The sequence below is a fragment of the Chryseobacterium pennae genome, assembly GCF_003385515.1.
In the GTDB taxonomy this organism is placed as follows: domain Bacteria; phylum Bacteroidota; class Bacteroidia; order Flavobacteriales; family Weeksellaceae; genus Chryseobacterium; species Chryseobacterium pennae.
On record NZ_QNVT01000013.1, the window covers coordinates 124,942 to 146,859 of the forward strand.

Genomic DNA, 21,918 nt, shown 5'->3' on the forward strand with positions numbered 1-21,918 from the left:
ATAATATATTTGAAGATAAAAGAAATAATGGAATTAAGAAGTGAAATAGAACCGGATTTTGAAACGGCTGGAAAACGATACCCTGAAATCTTGAGACTTATTCTGGAATATACGGATTATTGTGATGAACATGGAGACGAAGATTCCACTAAATATAAAAAACTGGAAGACAGGCTTCATGTTATGACGGGAAAAGAAATGTCTCAGTTTAATCTTTGGGAATGGTGGGAAGGAGATGGGGCAGAGCATCTGTCTTTTGATATCAGCTTACCAAATCCTCAAATGGTGGCGGATATTACCAAAGATGAGCTGTCCGAAATTGTAAGAAGAATGAAAACTTTTGAAATTCCGGACCCTGATGATTTATCTTTTAAGGGAATTTTTTATAATTATATCTGTTTCGGAAGCAGCTATTTTCCTGATTTTTTAAAATTGAATTTCAAGGGGTATGATATTAAACTGTTTCAGTCTCATAAAGATAAAGATGGTAACTATTATGAATACAGCCATGAAGAGATAGCAGATACATTATGGAATAACGGACTTAATAACCACGAAAAAAATAAAAAATGAATGATACTATAATCAATAAAATCAAAGCTTTAGGTGGCAATACAGAGGCTGTAGATGTTGATAAAAGCTTTGCAGAGAATTGGAAACAGATAAAGTTTACTCACTATTTGTACGATAAAGATTGGGATGTTTATGGAATTGACGAGTTTTATGAAGCGAATAAGGAACTGTATCAGAATCAACAGGAAACATTCTATGAGAATCTGCTTTCGCATTATTTTTCAGCTCATGATCTGGCGTATGGACAGTATTTTGTGAAAGATTGGATGTTTACACCTTTTAAGGAAGGCTCAGAAGACCAGGAAGAATTCGATGATTTGATTGATGAAGACTATGTACAGGGTGTTGTAGGGATTTCTAAACCTGAATTTCTCTGCATATTGTATTCCTATGGATATCCGGATCATTATTTTATCTGTACGGAAGATTGTGACCAATCTAATCCAACGGTTTACAGTACGGATCATGAAGTTTATTTTGATGAGCTTGACAATAAAGGCAATCTTGATGAGTTTCTGGATCAGTTTATGACGAAAGATGAGTTCCGGGAAGTTGTTAAAGGTTATTTGGAAGAGAAGCTTGGGAAATAGAGGTTTTTTAACTGGACCAGATGCTGGAAGAGGGAAGTAATTGAAGTGATAATGAAGAACTTTATCTCTTTTTTAGGTTAAAAGATGCTTTTTAAACCATTACAGAAAATGATAATTTTTAAGAACCTTAACGGGTAATCAATTTAACATAATATAGCAGGTGGATTTATTGTCTATCCTTTGTAAGTTACTAAAATCTAATATATTGAGATTATAAAAGAGAAAAGCAGTACGTTTTTACAGCAAATGTTTTCAGAGTTAAAAGCTAAAGGCATTCAGAGTCTTATCATTGAGATCAGAGACAATGGTGACAGAAATTCTGGGCTTGGTGATGAGCTTTTAAAATATATTTAGTATCAAAGTCATTTTCACAATTTGAAATGTGCTTGTCTGATTCAGAACTATAGGCATTATAGATCACTCAAAAAAAATAATTGAACTAAGATAAGAATGAATGACAGGGATGGTATAATGTCTGATAGTCAGGTTCAGCTTGAGGAATCTCTGAATTATGTGCTGGAGACCCTTATAAAAGAGATAGCAATACTCTTTTCCGTAATATTATATTTTTCCTATAATTTATATTATGTTAAATTGTGCGTATTTCAGAATTTCTCAACTTTCTCATCTTGAACTCCATTTCTTTGATATTATACAACTATAACCCATGTCCGATCTTTGCTATTATAACTGAAACCCAGAAGGCTCCATGCTCGTCATCCATTAATTGAATGTCTTTTATCGCTTTTACTATATCCTTTTCATCAATATTGTCTTTCTGATATCCTTCAGCATATTGTATGTAATTTTCTGTCATTACGTTTTAGATGGTTTGTTATTTTTGTATGAATATAAGGATTAGACAGTTATTTTTCCTTAAGAATCTGTTGTAATATTAATGCTGTTGCTTTAGCATCGTCTAATGCTCTATGAAATTTAAAATCTTCTTTTATATTCATTTTTTCTAAAACTCTTTCCAATGAAATTCCAGATGTAGAAATGTTTTTTTTAGCCAGCCAATAAACCCCTAATGCTCTGATATCAAAACCTCCACCAACAAAATATTTGTTATAATCTAATCCAAATTCTGTAAATTCTTTCCTCAAAAGCGGTAAATCATAGTACAACCCCCAACCTGCTAGCGTTGATTTGTTTTTTTCTCCGTACCAATCCAAAAACTGGAGAATGGCTTCATCAAAATACTTTTCATTTTCAACCATTTCATTGGTAATGTTTGTAATCTCCGTAATTTCAGGTAGAATTGGAAAATGTTTTGGTTTTATTAAAATTGAAAATTCACTTTTTATTTCAAAAGTCTTCTTATCTAATTTTACAGCCCCTATTTCTATTATATTGGTTTCATTTATTTCGTTTTTTCCAAAAGTTTTGCAACTTCCTTCTAAATCATAAATCACCAAATCACTTGAGAACTTCATATAAATGTTGTATTTATTAACAATTTCTCAAAGGTATATTCTTACTACGCAATCTATTGGCGTATATTATCTTTTTAAAATATTGTATTAGGAAAATGCAAAAATTAGGTTTTGGTATGATACAAAAGTTCTAAGCCCTTGGGAGTGGAAAAAACAAGAAAAGTTTAAATATGTATTTTTATAATTTAACATAAAAAATCTCTTATTGGTGATTATATTTCTATATTTAATTTGTAATTTTAAAATAATTATCAACAATAAATAAATATGGCAATTAATTTATATAAGAATGCTGCTAAATCTTTAGTGGGAAATAAAGCATTTAATTTAATGATAGTCGCTAAGGCAGGAATTGCTGTTCCACCAGGATTTGTCATTAACGGTTCTGAAAATATTTCAGATAAAAAACTTACAAAATTGTATGATAAATTTATATCTCATGGAAAAGTTTCAGTTAGGTCAAGCTCTGATAAAGAAGATGGAAAAAAGAAATCAGCAGCAGGTATTTATAAAACATTGCTAGATGTTTCTTCTGATAAAATAGGGATATCTCTTCAAGCAGTAAGAGAATATTCTAAAAAGAGCAAAAATATTCCCGTGATTGTACAAAAGCAGATTGATGCAAAGATGTCTGGAGTGGCTTTTTCAATAAATCCAGTTAATGGAGACAATGATATTTACATTGAATATAACAAAGGACGATGCGAGAATATAGTGTCTGGAAGCATCATCCCCAAAACGGTTTCCTTAAAAAAGAAATCTTATGAAGATAATGAAGACATCCCATTAACATTGTATGAATACATAATTCGTCTTGAGATGATTTTTAAAAAGGCTGTGGATATTGAGTGGTGTATAGACCATGACGAAAAAGTATGGATATTACAGTGTAGAGCTATAACTGTGATCCCATCCGATTCTTTTCGATATGCATGGTCAACACACGAACCACTTTGGGCAATGGAGCAGGCTTTTAAAACAAGATGTGAAGATGAGGAAAATGGCAGTAGTGAACTTTATCTTCATAGGGAAATTATTTATAGCAGAGATTTAAGCGGAGTATTTGATTGCTACATTGGGCTTAATGACCACATTTCAGCATTAAAATATTCAATGAAAGTACTTTCTAAACAATATGATTACATTGATCCCATTGAATTTATTGAACGTCCAAAATCATTTTCAAAAGATACTGCTGCTGATTATTTCAGAATGCTATCATCACATTACTGTAAATATATCCGATATTATATGCGTTCAGAACCTATTGTAACTGACATCATTGAAAGGAAGTTGTTATTAAGGTGGTCTCATAATGAAATTGCAGGGCTGTTATCGGCTGATAACGATGACTTAATGTTTCGTGAGCAAGAAGACTTTTCATCTTTAAATGACAGTAGTGATTGCAGTATACTTAACCACATAAATAAATACCCTTATCTTGCTATTAACTACAAAACTAAAAAAGAAATGATAGAAGGAGTGAGAAGACAGTATAAAATAAAGGATAAGGATAAGGATAAGGATAAGGATAAGGATAAAGAGGATAATTTTCAATTGACTCTGGATAGTGATTTAATCTTTTTGAAAAAATTATCAATTGAAAGAATGAATGTAAAGAAAGGTTGGGCTGGGGTTTATTTTTACATGTTGGAACTAATGGAGTGGATTTATGAAAACTACAATGTATCTCAGAGTGATTTATATCAGTATTATCTTGCTGATGACATCGTGGCCTTAATCAAAAATAATATTAAGCTATCACAGGCAGAGAAAAATAAAAGGAGCCTCGGTGTGTTAATGAAAAGAAAGAAGAATAAACAAATGACACCACGCATTTACTTTGGTGAATCATTTGAGAATAGCTATTCACCCACACCATTATTAGACAGCATTCTTTTTGGAATACCATCTCTGAACAGAAATGTTCATGGTATTGTGAAGATAATTAATTATAAGTCAATAGTGGAACCTCATGATTACATTGATAAAATAATTGTCACGGAAATGACGCAACCTAATATGGTAGCTCTATTCAGAAAATGCAAAGGGATCATTACAGATGAAGGTGGAATATTGTCACACGCTTGTATACTATCAAGAGAATATGATATTCCTTGTATTGTTGGAACATCAAATTCGACGAATATCCTCCAAGATGGGGATGAAATTATCATGTGGGCAGATGGCCATATTTCTTATGAATAATAAAGGTTATATTTAGTTAACAATAAAAAAATCATAAATCACCAAATCACTTGAGAACTTCATATAAATGTTGTATTTATTAACAATCTCTCAAAGGTATGTTCTTACTACGCAATCTATTCGCGTATAGTATCGTTTTCTGAGATTTATTGTTGATTCATTTTATAATCAAAAAAAAATTAAGAGTTGTGTGAAAACTAAATCTATCTATTTTAATTCGGATTTTGCTGTTGAAAGCCTTTCCTATGTTTCTTCAAATGCCTTACGAATTATTCCTTTCTTTTTGTTTACTATTAATCTCAATTTTATTGTAATCAGTCCATCGTTTTAAGTTCCTGACCATTCTTTTTAAATGATCTTCATTCAGGAAGATATTTGTCCAGTAATCAAATCTGTCGCACTGAACACTTATATAATAGGTCATAATTGCCAAACATGCATAAGGTAAAAACTTTTTTTCTTCATTACTAATTTCAGTTACAGTCTCGTAACCTTTTATAAAGCTATCAGCTTTTGCCTGATATTCTTCTTCGTTCAGATTGGTTGTAAATAACTGAAATAGAAAATAAGAAATGTCAAAGCATAAATAGCCATTACCACAAAAATCAAAGTCAAAAAATGTTATTTCTTTTTCATTGTCAATATGCAAATTATCAAACCAAACATCAAGATGAACAGTTCCATACCTCATTTTCTGTTTGTCAATATTTTCCATTTTTAGCGTTAAGAAAGCAGAAAGGGTTTCTAAAAATTCGATTTCATTAGTATTTTTACTATAGAATTCTTTTGTTCTTGCAACAGGGTTATCAAGCAGGTTGTGAGCATTGTAAGATATTCTCATTAGTTCGAGATTTTCTGTTGATTGATGGACCTTTGCTAGTGCCTGACCAATCAGAAAGCTTGTCTGTCCTGAAAAAATTGCTGTTTTTATACCTTTTGCGTACGAAAATAAAACGCCAAACCTAGTACCTTCAGGTGCTTCAATCTCTTGAATGAATTGGCCCGATTTATCAGCTATTGGAAAAGCAACTTGTCGGTCTTCATCCTTTAGAAGAATTAAAAGCCTTAATTCTTCTTCGATTTCTAATTTAGTGCGCCAGTTATGGGTGTAAACTCTAAAAACGTATTTGTTTTCGTCATCATGAACAATGTATAAATGATTCATAGCAAGTCGAAATATGCTACATTGTGTTTTATCGGTTAGTGCATACTTCTGTTGAATAAATTTACCAAGTTCATTCGGTGAAAGTGTACTGTTTATGGTAGGAAATCTCTCTGTCATTAATTCTTAGTTCGTAGTTGGTTATTAAATAATGGATCAACCAAAGATATTCACTATAAAATATATAGTGTACTCTCCTATTAATATTATTATTGATTTATTTTATTAATTAAACTCCAGCTCGTCAAAATCCCTTATTTCAGATAATTTGATAAGCTGTTCAACCTTGATAGGTTCCCAGGTATCTTTGTACTTGACTTCATAATGATCTCCATCATCCTCTTTATTTAAGTTGTCTTTTGTAAGTTTCTTTTTTGTCAGAAAATTAATACTCACTTCATATTGAGGCACCGGACCTCTGCTTGAATATGAATCATAGCCAATGAGTTCCATATCTCCATTTTGATACCTAAAAGTGTACCCCCAACTCCCATATCTGCCATGCCCATAATCGATATGCAGGTTTCCTTTTTCTATGCTTACACTCAGTTCAGGGGCAAAATATACACCACCATCCTCATTTTCAGATGAAAAGCAATTGTAGTTTTTGGAGGCTAACTCATAGTAATTACCTTTATTCAAGAGTACAATAATCCCTCTTCGGTTTCGGTCTAATTCACCACGGTTTTCATCCTTTATAACTCTGCTTTTGTCTGTGCCTTTGATGATGAGTACGATGTCTTCTAACCCGTCTTTGTTCAGATCTCCTTTTATTTCGTTCCAGCCTTCAGCAGAAATTCCGCCTTCATATTTGTTGATGACATATCCTTTTGGTATAAAGTCATTTGGATTTTTCTTTCCTTCAGTATTTTGATAGGAATGATCTACAGTAATGTTATTCTGTTGTTCTTTTTGAACTTCTGTACTTTGGGTTTCTACTGATTTTTGCTTTTCATTTTTACAGGATTGTAACGCAAAAGTAAAGGCAAGAAATATGACTACTCTTTTCATGGTTTTATGTTGTTCCAGTAGGATCATTTATTTATTAACGAATATAAATAATTTTTACAGTTTTATAAAACTTTCTATTATGGTATAAGTGGTTCCCTCCTGTTTTTATTCTGTATCTCTTTAAGAAGCAATTGTTTCTCTGCTCCACTCAGATTACTGCTGTTTCCATCTAACGCGTATTGGTCCTGCTTACACCACTCTATCATCCGGATTATCCCACTTTTGGTTTTGTATTTCTAATCAATACTTATTTCAAAAGTATCATCATTCCTAATTAGTATTTCGGGTTTATCAAGCTGGGATATAATATTCTCTTTTTCCTTATGATAATCCTGAATGAACACTTCCCGAAGTTTGGGTAGTTTATTAAGGGGTCTGAGGTTCGAAATGTCACCTAGATAGAATGCTAATTGTTCCAGATTCTTAAGATTTTCTATACCTTCGAGACTTTTAATGCCATTATTTTCCAGATTAAGTTTTTTTAAACTGGTAAGATTTTTCAATTTGGAGAAATCAGAAACACCACACTCAGTAAGATCTAATTCTTCAAGACTTGGCAGATTTTCAAAAGAAACAATGTCGTCAAAATTAATATAATCAAATACAATAGTTTTTAACTTTTCTAATCCGTTAATGGCTATTTTTTGATTAGACCATAGATTGAGTTCAAGCTTTTCAAGGTTTGGAAATTTTTCCAGTGAAGATACTTCGTAATTTTCTGGAACATGCAAGTCCAATATCTTTACTTGCTCCAGTTTAGGGAATTTATTGATAATTTCTTCTTTTACTACCAATTTCTCAAGTAAAGGTAAAGTGGTCAATTCTTGCAGATCACCATCATTATCCAACTCAAGCATTTTTAAAGATTTCAGATGGCTTATTCCTTTAAAATAGATATCATCATTTGAATCGAGGTGCAATTTTTCCACATTTTTTAATTGCTGTAAGTCCAGTATTATTGGTCTTTTAATTTTCTGCTTTAGTCCAAAAATATTCAGATAAAGATCTTTGAGGGATTCAATAGAAAGGATGTCCTGTGCGAGCTCAATAGAATCTACATCAATCCAAAGCTTTTCCAACGCATTAAAATGCTTCAACTGATCCAGGTTTAGGATGATCTCTTTTTCATAAATATTAATTTTTTTTAAATGCCACTTTCAGTGGCAGAAGTTTTTTAAGATGTATATATTTTGGTTCGTTGTAATCGGCTGATAATGTGATTTGGGGGGCTACTAATACATAATCTTTCAGATCTATTGAACATTTATTAAAATCTAAATGATCTAATATCGGAAAGTCTTTTAAAATATGGGTATTCATAAGATGATAACCATTTACCAAAAGGTCTCGTACAAATGGAGCGATTGATACCAGCATTTCTGTATTAAAATCAGGGGTTATCCAATTTTTATTTGCCCAATAATCCATCATATGTTCTGGTGCTATCATCACAAATTCTAATTCAAATTGTTTCCCATCATAATCCGGTATACTGAGGTCATTAACTTGTAAAGGAGGATGTACATAGAGCCTTTCCAGAGAGGAAAATTGGTGAATATTTTTTAAACTTTCTACTTCGCAATTGTTTAACTTTATAGAATCTAAGCTGTTAGAAATGGGCAGAAAGGGATCAAAATCCTTTATGTACATATTTTTAAAATGTATCACAGTCCCTCTTTTATCTATTTTTCCATGATACTGAATATCATTTTCCTGTTCAATAATGTTGGAATTATCAATGGTGAGATAATATAAATCTGGAAAAAGATTTAATTCACTTATATTGTGGACAGTACAGTTAATAAACTTAACGTATTCAAGATGGTTAGAAATAGGTAAGAAAAATCCGGGATGCGGAACAGTCATATTGACCAGATTCAAGAATTGAAAATTATAACGCGTTTCCTTAATCTTTGTTACTTCAGGATTAAAAGTTCCTTCACTGGGAACTGTACATTTATTCAGGGTAAGAGAATATAGTTTTATTTTGTGTAAATCCTGTATGTCATCAATCGAACATTCTATTAATGTCAGGTATTTAAGTGTTTCAAAGATAGGTTCGAGAACTGAGAAATTTTCAAAATGCAGGTTTGAAAGACATAATTTATTCATACCAGAAGAATGAGAGTTTCCACTCATCTCAGTATTTCTCTCCGATTTTTCTAATTTGATATTGAGAGCATTCTCTAATTGACTGACAATAGTAGTAATATCACTCATTTTTTTAATTAAAGCTAACGTTGGTTTTTATAGTTTTGTTAAAAATAATTAAATATATAATAATAACAAGTTCTTATTGACAAGAGTTAAAGAATTTTCAATATATTAAACCGAGTATCAGATAAGTGAATTTGATAAAGAAAACCTATCATAACAATTAAGCCCCAAAATCTATGATTCTGGGGCTTAATCTATAAAATTAGGTATTGGACAAACTTATCGTAAAAGAAAATAGTTTATTTCTTAACTATTTTAGTGAAAACTGTATTGCCTTTTAGTAGATAATTTCCTGATGGATATTCTGTTAGGTCGATACGGTTACTTCCTTTACTTAAAGTCATATTTTTAATGAGCTTACCTGTGATGTCATATAAATAAACATTTTCGTTAGCTGCAGACTCCACAGTGATCACTCCTGTTGTTGGATTTGGATAAGCTGGGGTCTTAGCCTGTTTTACTGTTTCAGCAGTTGCCAAGGTTGAATTGCAGCTGGCATTATAAGCATCTCCATTAATATTAAAACCTTTGTTTACCAATTGAGCTCTTGCCATAATGGCTTGTGGTGTAGAATAAGTTAATCCTGCTGCTTCTATAACTCCAATTGCGGATCCTAAGTTTGATAATGTAGGATTATTGCTGAGAGCAATTAGAAATTTATTATAATTAATACATGATAAACCAGAATTATTAAATCCGAAATATACATAGGCTGAAGGAACATTTTGAAAGCTGATATTCCAGGCAGAAATATCCTGATTAAAAAGCGTAGCACCATTAAACATCATAAAACCATAAGCACCTCCAACTTTACTAACATCCCAGTTTCCAATAGGCTGATTAAATGACGAAGCATCGGTAAACATCTGGTCAAAATTTACTACTTTACTGGTGTTCCAATTATTAAGAGGCTGATTAAAGGATTTAGCATTAGAGAACATATAACGGAAATTCGTCGCATTGCTTGTATTCCATGAATTTAATGGCTGGTTGAACGCTACCGCATCCTGGAACATTGAAATGAAATTGGTTCCGGACGAGGTATTCCAGGCAGAAATATTTTGATTAAAAGCTGAAGCTGAAGAAAACATATCCCGAAAATCGGTTACTTTCGCTGTATTCCAGTTTCCAATATTCTGGTTAAACAATTTGGCTTTGTTAAACATACCATTCATATTCGTAATGGTGCTTGTGTTCCAGTTAGAAAATGAATCATTTCCAATCAGAGAAGGACAATTAGAGAACATTTGTGATACATTGTTTATTTGGCTTAAATTAGGCGTATCTGTAGCCGTTACGTTAAGATTCTGACAATATGCAAAACCCTGAGTAAATTGCTGAAGCCAAAGTATATCTCCCCATTGACTCACTTCAAAGAGTTCCGGATTTCCGGTGGTATTCATATAAGCACTGCCTTTAAATCCATAAAATAATCCATTACCGTTGGATACTTTCACTTTGTAGGTTGCCTGGATTGGATTGGTATGTAAAGAAGTACCAAAAGAAATGGTCGTAAAAGTACTGGTATTAGAGGTTACAGAAAGAATTCCATTATGCTGAGGATATCCTACTTCTTCCCAGCTAATCGTGTAGTTGGTTCCTGTCCCGCCAAAAGAGATTGCATTATCGATGGTACCAGTGATATTAGGTTTCCACACCGTAATAAATTCATTCTGTGCATAAGAAATGAAAAATAGAAAAAGAAAAATGATTACTAGTTGTTTTTTGAACATAATTTTAAAAATATTTAAGGTTAAAAATTGATTTTGTAAGACATAACTTCCCGGGGTTCTGTATCTTATCTCTAATACAAAGATATAGACGCATAGCGACAGAACTTGTCGTATTAAAATTATTAATCTAATATTTTTGAATTTTTTTATATATATTTCATAAATCGTATTTCGTTGATTACAAAAATTCCGCTCAAGTAAAAAAACACTTGCAAATTTTTCAAATGAAGCAGATTTTTGCACATTCACCTGTGAAAATCTGTGGTTAATAATCATTAATATTCAGACATTTAATACAGGTTTAAGATATATCCCGGATAAAATGTATATTGTACTCTCCTATTCTTATTTCTGTATTATAGATTATGCTGTTAGAAAAATTATTCAAGGAATTTAATGTAGATGTCAATACATTCAATTCAGCTGATTCTAAACGATTTGACCAATATTTTGAAAGGATTTTGGTTAAAAAGAACACATTCCTTATCAAAGAAGGCGAACTGGAGAAATACAGTTGTTTCATTTTCAGTGGAATAGCCCGTTGCTGGACTTTAAATCATAAAGGGGAAGAGCAGACTTTCTGGTTTTGCAAGGAAGGTTCATTCTCTTTATCCAATATCTCCTTTACCCTACAGGAAAAGTCAACTTTTAATGTCCAGGCCCTCGCAGACTGTGAAATATACAGAATAGATCAGGATCAGGCGGTCAAACTATATGAAGCAATTTCTGGGTTGAAAGAAGTTTTTGATGATCTGACTGCCAGATTGCTGAACAGACTTTTAATCCGGAATATCAACTTGATTAAATTCTCTCCGGAACAGTATTATTTACAAATGATGGCAGAATATGGCAATACTTTCAATTCTATTCCATTAAAGGATATTGCATCGTATCTGGGAATTACCCCTCAGGCGCTCAGCAGAATACGGAAACGGATTTTTTAACCCAGGTTCAGTGTTTCAAATATAGAAAATACGATTTTTTGCTACTCAAAATTTACAATTATGATTAGAGAAATAAGCAAGACTGATTATCCTCAGTTAATGAAAATATGGGAAAGTTCCGTACTCAATACCCACGATTTTCTGAAAGAAGAAGATTTTAATTATTATAAAAAAGAGATTCCCGGGTATTTTGAACACGTTAGTCTACTCGGATTTGAGGAAGACGGTACCTTAGTTGGATTTATGGGAGTGGCTGAAGGAAATCTTGAAATGCTGTTCATTCATAACGATTACCGAGGGAAAGGAATTGGTAAAAAACTGATTCAGTATGGAATTGATCATTTAAAAGTGACCAAAGTAGATGTCAATGAACAAAATGAACAGGCTGTTGGTTTCTATCAACATATCGGATTCCAGGTGCTGGAAAGGTCCGAATTAGATAGTCAGGGTAAAGAATATCCTATTTTACACATGGGATTATAACTTTATATAGCTAAAAAGCATCCGATTGGATGCTTTTTTATGATACAAATACTTTGTTTTTTCTGCATATTACTATACAATAAATAATGATGCAATAGCCTGCGCATCACTTCCGCTCAAAATTTCATCATAGGCTGCAGACCCGGCAGGGGCTCCAAATAGAGTTCCCGTATTGTATCCTGCCTGATTTACATTATCTTCTCCTGCATATACAGGATCAGTTGCTGAAGGCATATTTCCTCCATTGGCAAGCTCAATCCAGCCTTTGTTGGCTCTCATTCTTCTTACCTGTGAGGCATGCCTGGCTTCCACAGAATGAATTTGTAATGCAGCCTGAAGGACAGCCTTATTTGACATAACATTTCCAGCCTGCCCTTTATAGGCCCTTACTCCTGTATCCTCAAAAGCCTGTGCCAGAATGAGAAATTGGTTGTAATCGGTAAAAGGGGAAAAGTTTCCACTTGCTGTAAAATCAAAGGTTGGTTTTGCACCCGGAGTTGTTCCCAAAGAAGTAAGTGTGCTCTTTAAAAAGGTAACATGAGCTGATTCATGTTTGGAAATCTGCATAAAAACCGGTCTGTCAGAATTCGGAATCAGACCTGCTGTGGAAAGTCCTAAAGCATAATATTCATTTTCCAGGTATTCAAGGATCAAAGCGAGTTGTAAAGCATCTGTTAAAGTACTTTTAAGGGCGGTCCCTGTCATTGTTGTATGGGTTGTTTCTGCTTTTACAGGAGTAGTCATTAGTGCACCAAGTCCAAAGGGAACAGCTGCTACAGCTGCTTTTTTTCCAAATAGGGATAGATTTGTAATGGTTTCTAACCGGGAAGCTTCCGTTGTGAAAAATTTATCATTAGAAAGCTTGTCTAATAGTCTAAGAATGTTCATAATACAAGTTTTTGAAGATGAATAATTTAATTAATACCTCTTTCTTTCCAGGTAAAGCGGTTTTTGATAAATCCTCCTGCTGCGGCTACGATATCCTTCGGCTCTTTAGCAAGATCAAGACCATTAGCATCTATCACATCATCCCCTGAAAAGTCAGCAGATCCCGGATTGATAAGGTTTCTGATAGCAGAGGCATGTCTGGCTTCTACGGAAACTATTTTTCCTGCAATAACAAGATAAGCCGCATTGGTAATATATTTCCCGGCACCATTATAGGCTGCCACGCCGGTATCTTCCAGTGCTTTTGCAGTGGCCAGTACAGAATTCCTGTCATTAAAATTTACATTGGGATATTGAAAATCAAGTTTCGGAAGTACGTTTTGAGTGACACCAGTGATAGCTGCTTTAAAAAAATCCCTATGGATTACCTCATGATGGTAAAGATCTGTGAAAATCTCTTTTTCAATACTGGAAATCCCAGTGTAAAAGTTATTCACCACTTTGGTATAAAAGTCAGCCTCAAGCTGCTCAAGAGCATAAGCATAATTTAATACGCCTATATCTCCGGCTCCTAAATCAAAAACCGGGCTGTTATCCATCATTTGAAAATCATCATCATCATTACAGCCAATCATAGTGAGCCCTGCAAGTGCCAGACCTACACCACTCAGTTTTAAAAAGTTTCTTCTGCCTGTATCCAGAGTTACCCCTTGATTAGAAACATGAATCGTTTTTTTCATAATATTAATTTTTGAAGTGTTTGATAATGGTAAAAAGAAAAAACAGCACACTAATATGCTGTTTAGATTCTACATTTTTACGGCATCAAAACCGTATCTATAACATGAATAACCCCATTGGACTGATTTACATCTGCAATGGTCACTTTGGCATTGTTTCCTTTCGCATCTTTTATATAAAGATCTTTTCCTTTTGTCCAGAAAGTAAGTTCTTCGCCCTGTACTGTTTTCATCATGCTTTTGCCGTTTCCTGCTTTTACAGCAGCCCAGATTTCTTTAGCACTGTATCTTCCTGGTAACACATGATATGTCAATATACTTGTAAGCATTGCCTTATTTTCAGGCTTTACAAGAGTTTCTACAGTTCCTTTCGGAAGTTTTGCAAATGCTGCATCAGTAGGAGCCAATACGGTAAAAGGTCCTTTTCCTTCAAGTGTTTCTACCAATCCTGCAGCTTTTACCGCTGCAACTAAAGTTTTATGATCTTTAGAGTTTACTGCATTTTCAATAATGTTTTTGGAAGGATACATAGGCGCTCCTCCTACCATTACTGTTTTTTCTTTCGTCATTTGTGCAGTTACCTTCCCACTGAAAGCAAATGATAAAGCTATCATTGCTAAAACTGTGATTTTTGTTCGTGTGTTCATTGTAATATTTTTTTAAATTAATTATAGTTAATTTGTGCTTTTAATGTCATTTACGAGATTGGTTTTATTTTAGATTGAAAAAAAATGAAATTTTATTTAACTTACTGTAAATTAGATTGTTATTTTTTTACAGGAATAAAATCAAGACAGATTGAGTTCATGCAGAATCGTTTTCCTGTCGGTTTTGGGCCATCCTCGAAGATATGTCCCAAATGAGAATCACATCTTCCACACAGAACTTCTGTTCGAATCATATTGTAAGAAGTATCTTTTCTGTAGATAACACTGTTTTTACGAATAGGCTGATAAAATGAAGGCCAGCCACAAGTGGTCGCAAACTTTGAAGTGGAAAGAAACAATGGATTTCCACATACGGCACAATAATAAGTTCCCTTTTCATCAAGCTCATAATATTTTCCTGTAAATGCTGTTTCTGTAGCTCCTTCTCTGGCAACCTCATAGAGTTCGGGTTTTAAAATCTTTTTCCATTCAGAATTACTTACCTTCAACAGGTTTACGGCGGTATGGGAGTAATAAGGATTTTTGATTTTAGAATGATCTGCCTGTGCCTTATAGGTTTCTGTTGATAGGGCAATACAGCAGATCAATACTGTTTTTGATATTAAGCTCTTCATATCTAATATTTTTTAAATATTTTCTTGAAACTATATACGAGGTAAAAGATTTTTCGGATTTTATTGGGTATTTGTTTTATTTTATTACATTTGGATAGAAAAATAATTGCTATTAAAACAACCTATTCTGAGGAAGAACTTATCGTTTTATTAAAAGAAAAAAACGAAAATGGTTTTCATTATCTGTATGACCGCTATTCAGGTGCGTTGTATGGAATTGTTCTTCGTATTGTTCAGTCTAAAGAATACACTGAAGAAGTTATTCAGGATGTTTTTGTTAAAATTTGGAATTCTATTCATCAATATGATGCTTCTAAAGGAAGGTTCTATACCTGGATGATTAATATTGCCCGAAATACAGCAATTGATTATTTAAAATCTAAAGGATTCCAGAACGAGCTTAAAAACCAATCACTTCCCGATTTCGTATATAACACTACAGAGCTTTCAACGACCAATAATTCATCCGATTATATTGGATTTAACAATGTGCTTGAGAATCTGGAAGTGGACAAGCAAGAACTTATTAATCTTGCTTACTATCAGGGATATACCCAACATGAGATATCAGAGAAACTAAAGATTCCCCTGGGAACGGTAAAAACGAAGATGCGGAATGCATTGATGAAATTAAAAGATTTGCTAAAAGATTATCAATAAATTAAATTGAACACAAAAGAATACATATCATCCGGAATTATAGAATCTTATATTCTTGGCCATGCTTCTCCAGAGGAAGCAGGGATTTTGGAGTGTGTGATGAAGAATAATGCTGAAGTAAAGGCTGCTTTTGAAGAGGCACAAATAACTTTGGAACATCTTGCTACGGCTCAGGCTGTAACACCTCCAAGTGATCTGAAATCTAAAATCTGGAATAAAATTCAACAGGAACAGTCTCCTATTGAGGAAGAGAAACCTTCTCTTTCTACAGAGATTCAGGAAATTAATGATGACAGAGATATCAAAAATCCGGAACAGATACAGGGAAAAAGAAATTGGAAACCTCTTGCTGTTGCAGCATCTGTTTTATTCCTTATAAGTATAGCCGGGAATCTGGTTTGGATGAATAACCAGTCTGCAACAAAACAGGAAATGACAAAACTGGCAGCAGAAAAACAATCTCAGGATGCTGCCATGGAAAAGATGGATAGAAAACTGGATATGTTTTCCAACCCGGACATGCAGATGGTGATGTTAAAAGGAGTGGAAAAGCACCAGGAAGCCAAAGCAATGGTTTTCTGGGATAGAAAAACAAAAAAAGTATACCTTAATGGTGAGCATCTCCCTAAAGCTCCAACAGGAATGCAGTATCAGCTTTGGGCTCTTGAAGACGGGAAACCGGTAAATGCAGGAATGTATACTGAAGATAAAGACAGTAAAACGGCTTTGGCTACTATTTCAAAAGCGCAGGCGTTTGCTATTACTCTTGAAAAACAAGGCGGAAGCCCCGTTCCTACTATGGAAAACATGTATGTAATGGGAGGAATTTAAATGTAATCATAGATTGAAATTGTGAATGTTTTCAGTCTCAAAATAATTAAAAAAATAAAAGCATCCAACTTGGATGCTTTTTGGTTGATATAAGGTTGAAAATAGTTAAGATGCATATTCTACAGAAGCCTCTTTAGCAGCTGCAACCATAGCAATTAATGCTTTTTCTGTTTCTTCCCAATGTCTGGTTTTCAAACCACAATCCGGATTTACCCAAAGTTGGTTCGAAGGAATTACATCCTGAGCTTTTTTCAGCAGTTCAGTCATTTCTTCCTTGGAAGGAACTCTCGGAGAGTGAATGTCATACACGCCCGGGCCAATTTCATTAGGATATTTGAAGTCTGCAAAAGCATGTAAAAGTTCCATTTGAGACCTTGAGCATTCTATCGTAATCACATCAGCATCCATATCTGCAATATTCTTAATGATATCATTAAATTCCGAATAACACATATGCGTATGGATCTGGGTGGCATCTTCTACTCCACTTGCTGAGATTTTAAACGCTTCTACAGCCCATTTCAGGTAATCTTGCCAGTCTGTTTTTCTCAATGGAAGTCCTTCACGGATAGCCGGTTCATCAATCTGAATAATCCTGATTCCTGCTTTCTCCAGATCCTGAACTTCATCACGGATCGCCAGAGCAATCTGTTTACAGGTTTCGGAACGGGGCTGGTCGTCACGTACAAATGACCATTGTAAGATGGTTACAGGTCCTGTAAGCATTCCTTTTACCCATTGATCCGTTTGAGACTGAGCATATTGAGACCAGTAAACGGTCATAGGTTCAGGTCTGGAGACATCTCCAAAAATGATTGGTGGCTTTACACAACGGCTTCCATAGCTTTGTACCCAACCGTTTTTAGTAAAAGTAAATCCCTGTAATTGCTCTCCGAAATATTCCACCATATCATTACGCTCATACTCACCATGAACAAGAACATCAATTCCGATGCTTTCCTGCCAACGAATCGTTCTTTGGGTTTCCTTTTTTAATAAAGTATCATATTGCTCGGCAGTCAGTTCTCCCTTTTTGAATTTTGCTCTCCAGCTTCTTACTTCAGCAGTCTGTGGAAATGACCCGATGGTTGTCGTAGGAAATAAAGGAAGCTGTAATGCCTTTTGTTGTGTCTCTTTACGGACACTGAATGAATTTTTCCTTTGCGAATCTGCCTCTGTAACAGAATTTGCTCTTAGTTTTACATTTTCATTATGAATCAGTAAAGATGTTTTTCTGTCTGAAGCGGCTTTTTTATTGTTTTCAAAATCCAGAAGAATATTATGATCAGAAGTTTCCGAAGCCAGCTCTTTAAGGATTACCACTTCTTTTACTTTTTGTTTGGCAAAAGCCAGCCAGTTTTTGATTTCAGATTGAAGACCGGTTTCAAAATCTAAATCACATGGTGAATGCAGCAGAGAGCATGAAGGAGCGATGAAAACTCTTTCAGATCCTAATTTTTCAACTGCTTTTTTGATGATAGATAAAGATTTTTCATAATCATTTTTCCAGATGTTTCTGCCATCTACCACTCCAAGAGATAAGCTTAGGCTTTCTGGAATAGAATCAAGTGCATCTTCAAGCTGCTCAGGGTTTCTTATCAGATCAATATGCAGTACATTCACAGGAAGTGAGGCTGCAAGAGACAGGTTGTTCTTTAATCCTTCAAAATATGTCGTTACAATGAATGTAAGTTTTGGAAACTGTCTTCTAAGCTCAGCATACACAAAAGTATAGGCTTCTTTTGCCTTTTCAGTAAGGTCTAAGGCTAAGAAAGGTTCATCAAACTGAATCCATTCAGCACCCTGGCTTTGTAACTTTGATAAGATATCAATATAAACTGGAAGAAGATTATGGGCAAGATCCAGCTTATCAAATCCTTCTTCTTTTTCCTTTCCCAAAAGTAAATAAGAAACCAAACCGATAATTACAGGTTTTGCATTGATCCCTGCCTGTTTTGCTCCGGCAAATTCATTGAAAATCTTATCTGAGGTAAGTTTAAACTGCTGATTTTTATAAAATTCAGGGACTATATAATGATAATTGGTATCAAACCACTTCGTCATTTCCATCGCAGTGATATCCAATCCGTCTTTCTGATATCCTCTTGCCATGGCAAAGTAAAGATCCAGTTCCGAATTGTTTTTTTTAAGAGCTACCTCATGATAACGTGTTGGAATAGCTCCTACCACAAGGCTCATGTCCAGCACCTGGTCGTAGTAGGAAAAATCATTGCAGGGAATAAGATCGATTCCTGCTTCTTTCTGAAGGTTCCAGTTCTGGCTGCAGATAGATCTTCCTACGGTAAGAAGTTCTTCCAAAACGATTTTACCTGACCAATACTGTTCGCAGGCTTTTTTTAGTTCTCTTTTGCTACCAATACGCGGATAGCCCAGAATGTGTGTTTGCATTTTTACAAATTTTAAATTAAACTTATTTTAAATGCTCTTTGAATGCTTCGGAATGCTGTTCGGGATAGAAATTTTTGAGATCAGGTGATATAAGCAGTTGGTACAGTTTCACCCGGAGATAAAACGTACTGCAATAGATCATCTGTATGACTCAAAAGCTTCAGACCGCGAAAGCATTGTCAATTCAGTAAAGGCAGGTCTCCTGACTTGTAACAGTTTCTGTCATCCTTCCCGCTTTTGGCAGTGGATATCTAAGGACAGAAACCTTTGATGTGTTACTTACAGTTGCGCGACAGCTCGTGATTCTCACACGATTCCCTATTAATTCACCTTAAGTAAAACCTTTCCTGTTTGATGAAGATTGTAAAGAACGATCTTTTACCAATAGCATGTCTGATAAAAGATTTTAATTTGGTGTAAAATTACTAAAGCAGAATATATTAGCAATTAAACATGGTTTATTTGGTTAATTTAGCTTTTAAATTATATTTTTAAAGAATATAATTCTGTACATTTGGGTGATTTTAAAATATAAAAGAATAATATTCTGTGGAACAACTTGATGATAAGGACATAAAACTGCTGAAACTGCTTCAGAACAATGCAAAATTGACCGTTAAAGAACTTGCGAAGGAAATTAATCTGTCACCTTCTCCTGTTTTTGAGAGGGTAAAAAGACTGGAACAGGAAGGCTTTGTAAAAAGATATGCAGCAATTCTGGATGCAGAAAAGCTTAACCGTGGATTTACGGTATTCTGCCAGATTAAATTGAAAATTCATGACCGCTCTGTAGGCTATGATTTTGTAAAAGAAATCCTGGAAATTGAAGAAGTAGCAGAATGTTACAATATTTCCGGAGATTTTGATTTCCTGTTGAAAGTTCAGGTTCGCGATATGAAACATTATCAGGATTTTGTATTTAATAAGCTTGGTTCTGTAGACTCTATAGGAAGTACACACAGTACCTTTGTAATGGCTGAAGTAAAAAATAATCAGGGCTTGACTTTATAAAATGACTGTTTTATTTACCTAAAACTTAACTGGCTTTAAAAACCTGTCAGGGGTAATATATTTAGTATCATATTCAGAAAAAAAAAATAAAAAAGCCGCTCTATTTTTAGAGCGGCTATACTTTTTTAATTTTTAATGGAGTTGCTGATTAGCAAGTAGAACCACACTCTAATAATTTGATGTGGATTACACCATTAACTACACATTGTGTTTGGCATAAAGCGTTTCCTACAACAGTACCTACACCGCCGATAACTCCACCTACTGTAGAGCCTACTCCGGTAACAACGCCACCTACGATAGTACCTACTCCTCCAAGAACGCCACCAACAACGCCTCCTAGACCTCCTAGTAAACCTCCGATTGGATCAAGTAATCCTTCTCCTGAAATTGATTTTAGTTCGTTTCTGTCTAGTTTTTTGAAATTTTTCATGATTAAAATTTTATATGATTAATACATCACAAATATATGATAATTAATAATAAACTCATATTATTTTGAATAAAATAATTAAACAATTTTATTATTTAATATTTCGTTAATATAAATGAATAATATTGTGTATATCATTTTTGTTTGTATCTGATTGATTTACTAAATTTTAAAAAACATATTTCAAATTTTAAATATTGGAGTTAATATTTTCAATGTAAATTAACTTTTTAATGGTTAATATTCAATGTTTGTTAAAATGAGGTTTTAAAGGTAAAAACTGAGGCTGCAACTGTAAAAAACAGGTGCTTTATTAGCTGATTTTTCTTGCTTTAGTTAAGAAGTAATAAAATTCTCTAAATTTTATGGTAAATGCTGTTCTGATTATTGACCACAGGGCGTAAAATTTGTATTTTTGTGGACATACTTCTATCAATGTCAATTTTTTCAAATAATATACGCTCTTTGAGAGCCAAGAGAAAGCTTTCTCAACAAAACGTAGCTGATGACCTTACGATCTCCCGGGTGAGATATTCTAAATACGAAAACGGAATTTCAGAACCTCCTATGGAGCTTCTTATTAAGATAGCCAAATATTTTCATGTCAGTATAGATCTGTTGCTGTCCGTAGACCTTCAGAAATATTCAACGGAAGATATGCTGAAGCTTCCGGATAACAGAATTGTTCTTCCTGTAGCTGTGGATGATCTTGGAAATGATACCATAGAAATCATTCCTCAGAAAGCTTCTATGGGATATCTGGAGGGATATAGTGATGTGGGATATATTGAAAGTCTTCAGCGTATTGCCCTTCCCTTTTTAAACAATGGAAAATACAGAGCATTTCCGGCAGATGGAGATTCTATGCCTCCATTCAGAAGTGGTTCATACATTGTAGGAAAATATGTAGAGGGAATCGATGAGCTTAAGCCTGGTAAGACCTATGTTTTCATTACCCAGAATGATGGAATTACGTATAAACGTTTTAAGGAGAATAAAGGAAATACCATTTGTGTAAGTGCAGATAACTCTTTCTATGAACCATACGATATTCCGTTTGAAGATATTGTAGAGATCTGGCAGTATGCTTCAGGAATTTTTCCGGAAGATTTTGAGCCCGGAGATTATGAAAGCTATAATTTCAAGGAAATGTTCAGGGAATTGAGACAGGATATCAAAGAATTGGATAAAAAAGTGTCTACACGCCGAAGAAAGTCTTCACAATAAACGTGTAACAATTTCGTACAAAATAAACAGGCTCTTCAAATCGTTTTGGAGAGCCTGTTTTAAAACCAAATATAAATATG

22 protein-coding genes and 1 riboswitch are annotated in these 21,918 nt (G+C 33.9%); of the genes, 9 read left to right on the forward strand and 13 right to left on the reverse strand.

Features of this window, described 5'->3' with window-relative positions:
* The first annotated feature begins 27 nt into the window (after positions 1-27).
* Together DRF65_RS14735 and DRF65_RS14740 are read left to right on the forward strand one after the other, a co-directional pair.
* Positions 28-573 carry a hypothetical protein gene (locus DRF65_RS14735; RefSeq protein WP_115971521.1) on the forward strand — a complete coding sequence of 182 codons (546 nt, stop codon included), beginning with the start codon at positions 28-30 and terminating at the stop codon, positions 571-573.
* Positions 570-1,163 carry a hypothetical protein gene (locus DRF65_RS14740; protein WP_115971522.1) on the forward strand — a complete coding sequence of 198 codons (594 nt, stop codon included), beginning with the start codon at positions 570-572 and terminating at the stop codon, positions 1,161-1,163. The genes DRF65_RS14735 and DRF65_RS14740 overlap by 4 nt, the downstream gene beginning before the upstream one ends.
* A gap of 658 nt (positions 1,164-1,821) precedes the next feature.
* On the opposite strand, the gene DRF65_RS28450 is transcribed toward DRF65_RS14740, so the two are convergent.
* Together DRF65_RS28450 and DRF65_RS14745 are read right to left on the reverse strand one after the other, a co-directional pair.
* Positions 1,822-1,980: a hypothetical protein gene (locus DRF65_RS28450; protein ID WP_165852230.1), complete on the reverse strand. Its 159-nt coding sequence runs from the start codon at positions 1,978-1,980 to the stop codon at positions 1,822-1,824.
* Between the two features lie 49 nt (positions 1,981-2,029).
* A complete protein-coding gene (locus DRF65_RS14745; protein WP_115971523.1) occupies positions 2,030-2,599 on the reverse strand; it encodes a 3'-5' exonuclease in 570 nt (189 codons plus the stop codon).
* A 267-nt stretch (positions 2,600-2,866) separates the two neighbouring features.
* Here DRF65_RS14745 and DRF65_RS14750 point away from each other — a divergent pair, with 267 nt between their 5' ends.
* A complete protein-coding gene (locus DRF65_RS14750) occupies positions 2,867-4,807 on the forward strand; it encodes a PEP/pyruvate-binding domain-containing protein (protein ID WP_115971524.1) in 1,941 nt (646 codons plus the stop codon).
* A gap of 262 nt (positions 4,808-5,069) precedes the next feature.
* On the opposite strand, the gene DRF65_RS14755 is transcribed toward DRF65_RS14750, so the two are convergent.
* The 5 genes from DRF65_RS14755 to DRF65_RS14775 all read right to left on the reverse strand — a co-directional run bounded on the left by DRF65_RS14755 (position 5,070) and on the right by DRF65_RS14775 (position 10,930).
* Positions 5,070-6,089: a phosphotransferase gene (locus DRF65_RS14755; RefSeq protein WP_115971525.1), complete on the reverse strand. Its 1,020-nt coding sequence runs from the start codon at positions 6,087-6,089 to the stop codon at positions 5,070-5,072.
* A gap of 105 nt (positions 6,090-6,194) precedes the next feature.
* The gene (locus DRF65_RS14760) at positions 6,195-6,980 is read right to left on the reverse strand and encodes a hypothetical protein (protein WP_228438727.1); all 786 of its coding nucleotides are present in this window, start codon (positions 6,978-6,980) and stop codon (positions 6,195-6,197) included.
* Positions 6,981-7,216: 236 nt separating this feature from the next.
* A complete protein-coding gene (locus DRF65_RS14765) occupies positions 7,217-8,077 on the reverse strand; it encodes a leucine-rich repeat domain-containing protein (RefSeq protein ID WP_123947356.1) in 861 nt (286 codons plus the stop codon).
* 37 nt (positions 8,078-8,114) lie between these two features.
* On the reverse strand, positions 8,115-9,200 hold the full coding sequence (locus DRF65_RS14770) for a hypothetical protein (protein WP_115971527.1): 1,086 nt from the start codon (positions 9,198-9,200) through the stop codon (positions 8,115-8,117).
* Positions 9,201-9,436: 236 nt separating this feature from the next.
* Positions 9,437-10,930: a BspA family leucine-rich repeat surface protein gene (locus DRF65_RS14775; protein WP_165852231.1), complete on the reverse strand. Its 1,494-nt coding sequence runs from the start codon at positions 10,928-10,930 to the stop codon at positions 9,437-9,439.
* 365 nt (positions 10,931-11,295) lie between these two features.
* Between DRF65_RS14775 and DRF65_RS14780 the strand changes: the two genes are divergently transcribed.
* Both DRF65_RS14780 and DRF65_RS14785 read left to right on the forward strand, forming a co-directional pair.
* Positions 11,296-11,874 carry a Crp/Fnr family transcriptional regulator gene (locus DRF65_RS14780; protein WP_115971529.1) on the forward strand — a complete coding sequence of 193 codons (579 nt, stop codon included), beginning with the start codon at positions 11,296-11,298 and terminating at the stop codon, positions 11,872-11,874.
* A 60-nt stretch (positions 11,875-11,934) separates the two neighbouring features.
* Positions 11,935-12,357 (forward strand): GNAT family N-acetyltransferase, encoded by a 423-nt coding sequence (locus DRF65_RS14785; RefSeq protein ID WP_115971530.1) that lies wholly within the window; start codon positions 11,935-11,937, stop codon positions 12,355-12,357.
* A 72-nt stretch (positions 12,358-12,429) separates the two neighbouring features.
* On the opposite strand, the gene DRF65_RS14790 is transcribed toward DRF65_RS14785, so the two are convergent.
* The 4 genes from DRF65_RS14790 to msrB all read right to left on the reverse strand — a co-directional run bounded on the left by DRF65_RS14790 (position 12,430) and on the right by msrB (position 15,267).
* Positions 12,430-13,245: a ferritin-like domain-containing protein gene (locus DRF65_RS14790; protein ID WP_115971531.1), complete on the reverse strand. Its 816-nt coding sequence runs from the start codon at positions 13,243-13,245 to the stop codon at positions 12,430-12,432.
* 26 nt (positions 13,246-13,271) lie between these two features.
* Positions 13,272-13,985: a ferritin-like domain-containing protein gene (locus tag DRF65_RS14795; RefSeq protein ID WP_115971532.1), complete on the reverse strand. Its 714-nt coding sequence runs from the start codon at positions 13,983-13,985 to the stop codon at positions 13,272-13,274.
* Between the two features lie 77 nt (positions 13,986-14,062).
* Positions 14,063-14,632, reverse strand: coding sequence for a fasciclin domain-containing protein (locus tag DRF65_RS14800; RefSeq protein ID WP_115971533.1), 570 nt, complete (start codon positions 14,630-14,632; stop codon positions 14,063-14,065).
* Between the two features lie 119 nt (positions 14,633-14,751).
* Positions 14,752-15,267: a peptide-methionine (R)-S-oxide reductase MsrB gene (msrB, locus tag DRF65_RS14805; RefSeq protein WP_115971534.1), complete on the reverse strand. Its 516-nt coding sequence runs from the start codon at positions 15,265-15,267 to the stop codon at positions 14,752-14,754.
* Positions 15,268-15,357: 90 nt separating this feature from the next.
* Between msrB and DRF65_RS14810 the strand changes: the two genes are divergently transcribed.
* Together DRF65_RS14810 and DRF65_RS14815 are read left to right on the forward strand one after the other, a co-directional pair.
* Entirely contained in the window at positions 15,358-15,927 is a 570-nt protein-coding gene (locus DRF65_RS14810; protein WP_228438729.1) for an RNA polymerase sigma factor, read from the forward strand.
* A gap of 6 nt (positions 15,928-15,933) precedes the next feature.
* Positions 15,934-16,758 (forward strand): anti-sigma factor, encoded by an 825-nt coding sequence (locus DRF65_RS14815; protein ID WP_115971535.1) that lies wholly within the window; start codon positions 15,934-15,936, stop codon positions 16,756-16,758.
* A gap of 105 nt (positions 16,759-16,863) precedes the next feature.
* Here DRF65_RS14815 and metE read toward each other — a convergent pair whose 3' ends face one another.
* Positions 16,864-19,167, reverse strand: coding sequence for a 5-methyltetrahydropteroyltriglutamate--homocysteine S-methyltransferase (gene metE / locus DRF65_RS14820; RefSeq protein WP_115971536.1), 2,304 nt, complete (start codon positions 19,165-19,167; stop codon positions 16,864-16,866).
* Between the two features lie 175 nt (positions 19,168-19,342).
* Positions 19,343-19,528, reverse strand: a riboswitch (cobalamin riboswitch).
* Between the two features lie 188 nt (positions 19,529-19,716).
* Between metE and DRF65_RS14825 the strand changes: the two genes are divergently transcribed.
* The gene (locus DRF65_RS14825; protein WP_115971537.1) at positions 19,717-20,178 is read left to right on the forward strand and encodes an Lrp/AsnC family transcriptional regulator; all 462 of its coding nucleotides are present in this window, start codon (positions 19,717-19,719) and stop codon (positions 20,176-20,178) included.
* 148 nt (positions 20,179-20,326) lie between these two features.
* Here DRF65_RS14825 and DRF65_RS28455 read toward each other — a convergent pair whose 3' ends face one another.
* Positions 20,327-20,611, reverse strand: coding sequence for a bacteriocin-like protein (locus DRF65_RS28455; protein ID WP_160137874.1), 285 nt, complete (start codon positions 20,609-20,611; stop codon positions 20,327-20,329).
* A gap of 435 nt (positions 20,612-21,046) precedes the next feature.
* Between DRF65_RS28455 and DRF65_RS14835 the strand changes: the two genes are divergently transcribed.
* Positions 21,047-21,838, forward strand: coding sequence for an XRE family transcriptional regulator (locus DRF65_RS14835; RefSeq protein WP_115971539.1), 792 nt, complete (start codon positions 21,047-21,049; stop codon positions 21,836-21,838).
* The last annotated feature ends 80 nt before the right edge of the window (positions 21,839-21,918 follow it).